Origin of the sequence: Shigella sp. FC1967, from assembly GCF_001743005.1 — a bacterium.
Lineage (GTDB): Bacteria > Pseudomonadota > Gammaproteobacteria > Enterobacterales > Enterobacteriaceae > Proteus.
In genome coordinates, this window is the sequence record NZ_MIIZ01000299.1 from 1 (window position 1) to 9,589 (window position 9,589).

Genomic DNA, 9,589 nt, shown 5'->3' on the forward strand with positions numbered 1-9,589 from the left:
AATAATGTGACAAAAAGAAAGATATTACACACAAAATTTTCAAATCAATAATTAAAAAATAATGCCGCTAAAAAAGCGGCATTATCGAAAAAAGATATAAAATTAGAATTCCATTAACTCTGCTTCTTTCAGCGCTAATGCATCATCAATTTTTTTTAATGAACATGTCAGTTAACTTCTGAATGTCATCTTGTGAGCGGCGTTCATCATCTTCGCTGATTTCTTTATCTTTCAGTAATGCTTTTACTTTATCGTTAGCATCACGACGGATATTACGAACAGAAACGCGGCCTTGTTCTGCATCACCACGAACAACTTTGATGAGGTCTTTACGACGTTCTTCAGTTAATGGAGGCAGTGGGACACGGATAATGGCGCCCGCAGATGAAGGATTTAAACCCAAATCTGATGCCATAATCGCTTTTTCAACAGCGGGTGCTAAAGTACGGTCGAATACAGTGATTGCCAGTGTACGGCCATCTTCTGCAACAACGTTAGCAACTTGGTTTAATGGCGTTGGCGCTCCGTAGTATTCAACTACAATGCCATCTAAAAGGCTAGGAGACGCACGACCAGTACGAACTTTATTAATCTGGCTTTTCAGTGCTTCAACGCTTTTATCCATGCGTTCTTGAGCATCTTTTTTGATTTCATTAATCACGTTATAAACCCTTGGGAACTGGTTATCTTCCAGTCGATATGAAATCATATCGACATAAATGAATTGGCGTACTCTAGATGTTAACGCCAAATTATACCGTTGTCTCTGTGTATTAAGCGTGAGAAATCAAAGTTCCTTCACTTTCACCCATTACAACCCGACGTAATGCACCCGGTTTATTCATATTGAATACGCGGATAGGTAAATTATGATCTCGGGCTAATGTGAATGCAGCAAGATCCATGACTTTCAATTCACGTTCTAATACATCCTGATAAGTCAGTGTTTCATAAAGTACTGCATCAGGATCTTTGGTTGGATCGGCAGAATAAACGCCGTCCACTTTCGTTGCTTTTAATACAACGTCAGCTTCAATTTCAATACCGCGTAAACACGCAGCTGAATCGGTAGTAAAGAATGGGTTGCCTGTGCCCGCCGAGAAAATAACAACTCGACCATGGCGTAATAGGCTAATTGCTTCTGCCCAACTATAGTTATCGCAGACACCATTCAATGGAAATGCAGACATAAGGCGAGCATTTACATAAGCACGATGCAATGCATCACGCATTGCTAAACCATTCATTACCGTCGCGAGCATTCCCATATGGTCACCCACAACACGGTTCATACCTGCCGCAGCAAGACCCGCGCCACGGAACAAGTTACCACCGCCAATTACGACACCGACTTGTATACCTAATTCAACGAGTTCTTTGATTTCCTGAGCCATGCGATCAAGTACGCTCGCATCGATACCGAAACCTTCTGCGCCTTGCAGGGCTTCGCCACTCAGCTTTAATAAAATTCGCTGATATACAGGTTTTGCATTGGTAGCCATGGTGTTCTGTCCTAAGCAGATTAGTTAATTGGAGGTTTTAGATAGCTTCTCTTTTAAACAAAAAAAGCAAACAGCCAGTGGAGATTACAACAAAATAGAACCGCCTTAAGGCGGTTCCATTAACGCAAAGCGTTATTATTTGCTCATTGCCGCAACTTCTGCTGCGAAATCAGCTTCAACTTTCTCAATACCTTCACCCACTTCGAAACGAACGAAGTTAATGATTTCAGCATTGTTTTCTTTCAGCAGATCGCCAACAGTTTTGCTTGGATCCATTACGAAATGCTGACCAGTCAGAGAAATCTCACCAGTGAATTTGTTCATACGACCAGTAACCATTTTTTCTGCGATTTCGCGTGGTTTACCTGATTGCATTGCGATGTCCATCTGGATTTGGTGCTCATGCTCAACAACATCAGCAGGCACATCTTCAGGGCGAACATATTCTGGTTTGCTTGCAGCAACGTGCATAGCAATGTGTTTGATCAGTTCTTCGTTAGCGCCTTTAGCTGCAACTAAAACACCGATGCGAGCACCGTGCAGGTAAGTACCTAATTCTTCGCCTTCTAAGATAGCAACGCGGCGAATGTTGATGTTTTCACCAATTTTTGCAACTAATGCAGTACGAGCATCTTCGAATTTCGCTTTCAGTGCTTCGATATCGTCAGTTTTGTCTGCTAATACTGCAGCCATAACATCTTTACCGAATGCGATGAAGCCAGCATCTTTAGCAACGAAGTCTGTTTCACAGTTCAGTTCAACCAGCGCACCGAATTTACCATCAGCAGCAACTTCTGCAAGGATGATACCTTCAGCAGCAACGCGACCTGCTTTTTTTAGCCGCTTTTGCTTGACCTGATTTACGCATGTTGTCGATAGCTAATTCGATATCACCGTTAGCTTCAACCAGCGCTTTTTTTACATTCCATCATGCCTGCGCCAGTACGTTCACGCAGTTCTTTTACCAATGCAGCGGTAATTCCAGACATTTGTTTCTTCCTCGACTTTTCTATGGGCGAGCCATAGATGTTCTCATAGCAGATGTGTAAAGGGGGCCTATTGAGGCCCCCTAACCAATATATAGCAATACCTGGTTAAATAAGGGCTCTTACGAGCATGCCTTATTATTCAGCTTCGACTAAGCCTTCTTCAGCCTGAACAGCCAGATCTTGAGAACGACCTTCACGAACAGCTGTAGCTGCAGCGGTCAGATATAATTTAACCGCACGGATTGCATCGTCATTACCAGGGATAATGAAGTCGATACCATCTGGATCAGAGTTAGTATCAACGATAGCAAATACTGGGATACCCAGGTTGTTTGCTTCTTTGATAGCAATGTGTTCGTGTTCAGCATCGATAACAAACAGAGCGTCAGGTAAACCGCCCATGTCTTTGATACCACCCAGGCTGTTTTCTAACTTACCAAGTTCACGAGAACGCATTAACGCTTCTTTCTTGGTCAGTTTGTCAAAAGTACCGTCCTGAGATTGTGATTCTAAATCTTTCAGGCGTTTGATTGACTGACGAACAGTTTTCCAGTTAGTCAGCATACCGCCTAACCAGCGGTGGTTTACATAAAACTGGTCACAGCTTTCTGCTGCTTCTTTAACAGCTTCAACGGCAGAGCGCTTAGTACCAACAAACAGGATTTTGCCTTTACGAGAAGCAATTTTGTTCAGTTCAACCAGAGCTTCATTGAACATTGGAACAGTTTTTTCCAAGTTAATGATATGAACTTTGTTACGCGCACCAAAGATGAATGGTTTCATTTTTGGATTCCAGTAACGAGTTTGGTGACCGAAGTGAACACCAGCTTGCAGCATATCGCGCATTGAAACAGTTGCCATTTTAGACCTCTATAAATTTAAATTTGGGGTTATTTCGTCCACAAATCCCATACGACCGACTCATCAGCTGCAAAGGTTTGACCTTTACATAAGAGCACCCCGGCGTTATGTGCCGATTTGTGTGTGTAATTAACACAATTGAATGTTTCAGATTTACTGCTATTACCCATGGTGTGATGCAATAACAGAACTCCGGCGCGCTTTATACCACAATTAACCTCAAGAAACCACTATTACTTACGTTTGTCATGGGCTTAATTTGACATAAAAACACACCCTTTGGATAAAGAAAAAACGAGATCAACGCAGGTATAATAAATACTTCCCCAATATCAATTCACTAGAAAAATACAAAATAGAAAAGCGCAATATGTAAAGACAATGAGATTAAGAAGGCGTAATGTTCGTCATTAATCCTCGATATCAGACAGATTACACACATCCTCTTTATTGGCACATCTACTTTCTGCTGATATCATAAATGGTAATCAGAATTATTTCTTATCATCATTCATTTAGCCTGCAATACAAAATATGAATACAACAAAGCATATTATCTAGTTCGTATTGTGGCTTTTAATCTAGACGAAGAACTCAAATGGCTATTGTAATCAAGACAGAAGAAGATATTCAAAAAATGCGCGTCGCAGGTCGTCTTGCGGCAGAAGTTCTTGAAATTATCGCACCGTTCGTAAAACCTGGCATAAACACCGCTGAATTAGACCGTATTTGTCATGAACATATTGTTAACGAACAACAGGCTATTCCTGCTTGTCTTAACTATCATGGTTTCCCTAAATCAGTCTGTATTTCGGTTAACGATGTTATTTGCCACGGCATTCCTAGTGAAGAAAAAATCCTTAAAGATGGTGATATCGTTAATATTGATGTCACTGTTATTAAAGAGGGTTTTCATGGCGACACCTCAAAAATGTTTATCGTAGGTAAACCAACAATACAAGGTGAACGCTTATGTCGTATCACTCAAGAAAGCCTCTACCTTGCTATTAAAATGGTTAAACCGGGTATTCGCTTACGTGAACTTGGTAAAGCCATTCAAAAATTTGTTGAAGCCCATGACTATTCTGTTGTTCGTGAATATTGCGGTCATGGTATTGGTGAAGGATTCCATGAAGAACCTCAAGTTCTACACTACGATGCAGATGATAGCGGTGTTGTGTTACAAAAAGGCATGGCATTCACCATCGAACCAATGGTAAACACAGGTGATTACCGTATTCGTACAATGAAAGATGGCTGGACTGTTAAAACGAAAGACAGAGGTTGGTCTGCACAATACGAACATACATTAGTTGTTACCGATAATGGCTGTGAAATCATGACATTACGTAAAGAAGAAGAACCGTTTATTTCTGCCGTATTGGTCAACGAATAAGCTTCTTTAGCGAAAAATGTAAAAGCGACATATTTTTTCAAGGTATGTCGCTTTTTTTATTTTATTTGCTACGAAACAGCAGAATGACTAGTCAGGTTATCGTTTTAACATTAGTCTTAATATCATAAGCAAACATTGAGAAAGAAGACGAATAATGACGAATAAAAATGCATTTAAAACACCGCCCCCTTCCCCTTTTTTGCTGACTGAAAATACCCTAAATTGTACTGAACTTAAGCAATCAATCGAACAATTTCAGTCTTGGTTAACAGATGCCTTTCATCATGATGTTGATGTCGCGTTATTACTTCAAGCCCGTAGCCATTTTATTGACCAACTCTTAACGCAATTATGGCGCTATACACAACTGTCGGATTATCCAGATCTTAGTATCATTGCTGTCGGTGGTTATGGTAGACAAGAGTTGCACCCGCTTTCTGATATTGACCTTCTCTTTTTAAGTGAAACACCTTTATCTGCAGAAGCAGAAGATAAAGTCAGCAAACTCATCACATTACTGTGGGATGTACGCCTTGAAATTGGTGCCAGTGTAAGAACAATGGAGGAATGTCTTTTAGAAGGCCTTTCAGACTTAACCGTTGCAACAAACTTACTAGAAGCACGCCTCATTTGTGGAAACGATCCCCTTTATCAGAAATTAATTAACCATATTTTTAGCCAAGGATTTTGGCCATCACCTGATTTTTTTGCTGCAAAAGTTGAAGAACAAAAACAGAGACATCAGCGATACCATAGCACGAGTTATAACCTAGAACCTGATATCAAAAGTAGCCCTGGTGGACTACGCGATATCCATACTCTCATTTGGGTCGCACATCGCCACTTTGGTGCTACATCAGTTTCTGAAATGGTCAACTTTGGCTTTTTAACGCCAGCTGAAGGACAAGAGCTATTAGAATGCCAATACACGCTATGGAAAATTCGTTTTGCTCTTCATCTTGTGCTTTCTCGCTATGACAATCGCCTGTTGTTTGATAGACAACTCAATGTTGCTCAACTTTTAAATTATGAAGGTGAAGGCAATCAGCCCGTTGAAAAAATGATGAAAGATTATTATCGCGTAACTCGTCGTGTCAGTGAGTTAAATAATATGTTACTTCAGCTATTTGACGAAGCTATTCTTGCTCTGCAACCTAATGTAAAACCACGTCTTTTGGACAATGAATTTCAACTGAGAGGCTCTTTAATTGATGTTGTTGATGACAGTTGCTTCCTTGACGATCCTATCGCTATTATGCGCCTCTTTTTACGTATGGCTGAGCATAAAGAGATCACAGGCATTTATTCAACAACCCTTCGCCATTTACGTTATGCTCGCCGGCATTTAGTTCAGCCTTTATGTGAGTACCCACTTGCACGTCAAGTTTTTATGCAGATATTACGCCATCCTCGTGCGGTTTCTGGTGCATTTGTTCCAATGCATAAACACAGTGTACTCGCGGCTTATTTCCCGCAATGGAATAATATTGTCGGCCAAATGCAGTTTGATTTATTCCATGCCTATACTGTTGATGAACATACCATTCGTGTTTTACAAAAACTTGAAAGCTTTAGCCACCCAGAGAACCGTGAAAAACACCCTCTTTGTGTTGATATTTACCCAAAACTCCCACAACTTGAATTATTACGTTTAGCTGCACTTTTTCATGATATTGCGAAAGGACGTCATGGTGATCACTCGGAGCTTGGCGCACAAGATGTGGCGATTTTTGCACAACAACATGGTTTAAATCAGAGAGAATCTGCATTGGTTGAATGGCTTGTTAGTCATCACTTACTTATGTCTGTTACAGCGCAACGACGGGACATTCAAGATCCTGACATTATTTTTCAGTTTGCATCAGAAGTAAAAAATGAAAGCCGATTACGCTATCTTTTGTGTTTAACCGTTGCGGATATTTGTGCAACCAATAACACGCTATGGAATAGCTGGAAACAGAGCCTACTACGTGAATTATTTCTCTCAACTGAAACACAATTACGCCAAGGAATGCACTCTATTCCCGATTTACGTGAACGTATTCGCCACCATCGTTTGCAAGCGCTAACTATTTTACGCATGGAACAGATTGATGAAGATAAATTGCAAGCAATTTGGGGACGTTGTCATGCTGACTATTTTTTACGGCACACACCCGAACAAATTGCATGGCATGCACTTGCATTAATTGAGCATAATAGCGCAGATCCTATGGTGTTAATCAGCCAACAAACTGAACATGGTGGCACTGAAATCTTTATTTGGTGTGCGGATAGACCTTCCCTTTTTGCCTCTGTTGCTGGTGAATTAGATAGACGCAATTTAAGTATCCATAACGCTCAAATTTTTACTAACCGCGATAATATGGCGATGGATACCTTTATTGTGTTAGAGCCGAATGGTAAACCTTTGGCAATTGATAGATACAATGCAATCCGCAACGCCTTGATCCAAGTTGTATCCGCACCTTATAACACCAATGCAAAAACACGCTCATTACCTGCCAAATTGCGCCATTTTGACGTTCCGACAAAAATTAACTTTATCGCGTCTAACCATAATAAGCGCACCTATATGGAACTATTTGCACGAGATCGTCCAGGATTATTAGCAATTATTGGTAAAGTTTTTGCTGATCTTTCACTTTCATTACATGGTGCAAGAATAACCACAATAGGCGAACGTGTTGAGGATTTCTTCGTATTAACTGATAGCGAAAATAAGGCATTAAACCAAAAAATGAAGGATGAAGTCGTAGAAAGGTTGACAAAAGCCCTAGTTTCAAAGGATAAAATATAGGAACCCACGACAATACATATAGGAAATACTATTGATGCAAGCATTACAATCTATTATTGATAACGCCTTTGAACATCGTGCTGATATCACTCCAAACAACGTTGAGCCTCATATTCGTGATGCGATTAATAGCGTTATTGCACTGCTAGACAGCGGAAAACTGCGGGTCGCAGAAAAAATTGACGGTCAGTGGGTGACTCATCAATGGTTAAAAAAAGCGGTTCTGCTCTCTTTTCGCATCAACCATAATCAAGTCATTGAGGGTAGTGAAAGTCGTTATTTTGACAAAGTGCCGATGAAATTCGCTGATTATGATCAAGCACGTTTTGAAAAAGAAGGTTTTCGTGTTGTTCCTCCCGCAGCGGTTAGACAAGGCGCTTACATCGCTCGCAACACTGTTTTAATGCCATCTTATGTCAACATTGGTGCTTACGTCGATGAAGGTAGCATGGTTGATACATGGGCAACCGTAGGTTCGTGTGCTCAGATCGGGAAAAATGTCCATCTCTCGGGGGGGGTTGGTATCGGCGGTGTTTTAGAACCACTGCAAGCAAACCCAACCATTATTGAAGATAACTGCTTTATTGGTGCTCGCTCTGAAATTGTTGAGGGGGTTATTGTCGAAGAAGGTGCCGTTATTTCAATGGGCGTCTATATTGGGCAAAGTACCAAGATTTACGACAGAGAAACCGGCGAAGTACATTATGGCCGAGTCCCTGCTGGGTCTGTTGTTGTGTCAGGCAATTTACCTTCTAAAGATGGAAGCTACAGTCTTTACTGCGCCGTGATAGTGAAAAAAGTTGACGCCAAAACGCGTGGAAAAGTGGGTATTAATGAATTGTTAAGAACTATCGACTAATATAAGAACAGCGGATAGAATTAATTCTGTTCGCTATTCTTTCACTCATCTTTCTATCAGGTGCCAATATATGTACGATAATTTAAAAAATTTAGGGATCCCGCATCCTGAAGATATTGACCGCTATACCCTACGCCAAGAAGCTAACAACGATATTTTAAAAATCTATTTTCGCAAAGATAAAGGTGAATTCTTTGCAAAAAGCGTAAAATTTAAATATCCACGCCAACGTAAAACGATTTCTGATAGTCAATCAGGACAAGGTTTTAAAGAAGTCAATGAAATCAATACTAACTTACGTTATGTCATTGAAGAATTAGATCAAATTTGTCAACAAGACCAAGTCGAAGTCGATTTAAAACATAAAATCCTGGACGACTTGCGCCATCTTGAACACGTTGTCGCAAATAAAATTGCTGAAATTGAAGCTGATTTAGAAAAACTGACTCGTCGTTAATAACAAGGCATTTTAGCTGTTATATCTGTCAATTTTATAAAAAACACCGCTTAGTTACTGTATAAAACAGAAATAAGCGGTGTTTTAAAATACAAAATAGGGTTCATTATTTATTAACCAATTAAAGATCAGATTATTTTCTACTTAATCTAATAGGCCAACCCAGTTTTCAAGCCAATCTATTGCAAATACTTCTGGCTCAGCAACATCCATGCCGTCTATTTTTAATATTTCGCCGATACGCTTTGCTTGGTGCTCTTGTAACAACTCATCAAATTTCATCCCCGCACCACAAAAATAGTCATAACTACTATCACCTAAGGCAATCAAGCCATAACTTAGATTTGGCTGATATCCTACATTATCGCGCAATTCATGAAATAGAGGTGCAAGAGTATCAGGTAAATCACCTTGTCCAGTACTTGACGTTATTACAAGCACTGTCGAATATTTTTCCCAATCTACAAGTGTGCCTTCTTCATAAATATTGGCTTGATGTTTATGTTCAAGCAAAATACGTTGAGCTTCTTCAGCAACTGCTAATGCATTGCCGTAAACAGTTCCCACAAAAATGCCGATTTTAGCCATAATGTTTTATCCAAATTATATTGTGAAAAAATCAAATATTTTTGGATTTAACATATAAGAATTCCTCTTTGTACTCAAGAAAATTAAATTATCAACTAATTAAATAGAGAACGTTTAACGTTATCCCATTTTCTACT

General features: G+C 39.9%; 7 protein-coding genes and 2 pseudogenes. 4 read left to right on the plus strand and 5 right to left on the minus strand.

Going from position 1 to position 9,589, the window contains the following annotated elements; all coding sequences use genetic code 11:
- Positions 1–102 precede the first annotated feature (102 nt).
- From frr to rpsB, 4 genes and pseudogenes are all read right to left on the minus strand, one after another.
- Positions 103–661: pseudogene (frr, locus tag BHE89_RS02675) on the minus strand (ribosome recycling factor).
- A 112-nt stretch (positions 662–773) separates the two neighbouring features.
- Complete coding sequence (gene pyrH, locus BHE89_RS02680; RefSeq protein ID WP_069367247.1) at positions 774–1,502, minus strand: UMP kinase; 729 nt, start codon at positions 1,500–1,502, stop codon at positions 774–776.
- Between the two features lie 135 nt (positions 1,503–1,637).
- Positions 1,638–2,491 (minus strand): annotated as a pseudogene (gene tsf / locus BHE89_RS02685) (translation elongation factor Ts).
- Positions 2,492–2,626: 135 nt separating this feature from the next.
- Positions 2,627–3,352, minus strand: coding sequence for a 30S ribosomal protein S2 (gene rpsB / locus BHE89_RS02690; protein WP_023582712.1), 726 nt, complete (start codon positions 3,350–3,352; stop codon positions 2,627–2,629).
- A 598-nt stretch (positions 3,353–3,950) separates the two neighbouring features.
- Between rpsB and map the strand changes: the two genes are divergently transcribed.
- From map to BHE89_RS02710, 4 genes are all read left to right on the plus strand, one after another.
- Positions 3,951–4,748: a type I methionyl aminopeptidase gene (gene map / locus BHE89_RS02695; RefSeq protein ID WP_069367246.1), complete on the plus strand. Its 798-nt coding sequence runs from the start codon at positions 3,951–3,953 to the stop codon at positions 4,746–4,748.
- Positions 4,749–4,902: 154 nt separating this feature from the next.
- The gene (gene glnD, locus BHE89_RS02700) at positions 4,903–7,548 is read left to right on the plus strand and encodes a bifunctional uridylyltransferase/uridylyl-removing protein GlnD (RefSeq protein ID WP_069367245.1); all 2,646 of its coding nucleotides are present in this window, start codon (positions 4,903–4,905) and stop codon (positions 7,546–7,548) included.
- Between the two features lie 34 nt (positions 7,549–7,582).
- Positions 7,583–8,407, plus strand: coding sequence for a 2,3,4,5-tetrahydropyridine-2,6-dicarboxylate N-succinyltransferase (gene dapD / locus BHE89_RS02705; RefSeq protein ID WP_069367244.1), 825 nt, complete (start codon positions 7,583–7,585; stop codon positions 8,405–8,407).
- 70 nt (positions 8,408–8,477) lie between these two features.
- The gene (locus BHE89_RS02710; RefSeq protein WP_069367243.1) at positions 8,478–8,864 is read left to right on the plus strand and encodes a DUF3461 family protein; all 387 of its coding nucleotides are present in this window, start codon (positions 8,478–8,480) and stop codon (positions 8,862–8,864) included.
- Positions 8,865–9,008: 144 nt separating this feature from the next.
- Here BHE89_RS02710 and BHE89_RS02715 read toward each other — a convergent pair whose 3' ends face one another.
- On the minus strand, positions 9,009–9,452 hold the full coding sequence (locus tag BHE89_RS02715) for a flavodoxin (protein ID WP_069367242.1): 444 nt from the start codon (positions 9,450–9,452) through the stop codon (positions 9,009–9,011).
- Positions 9,453–9,589: the final 137 nt, after the last annotated feature.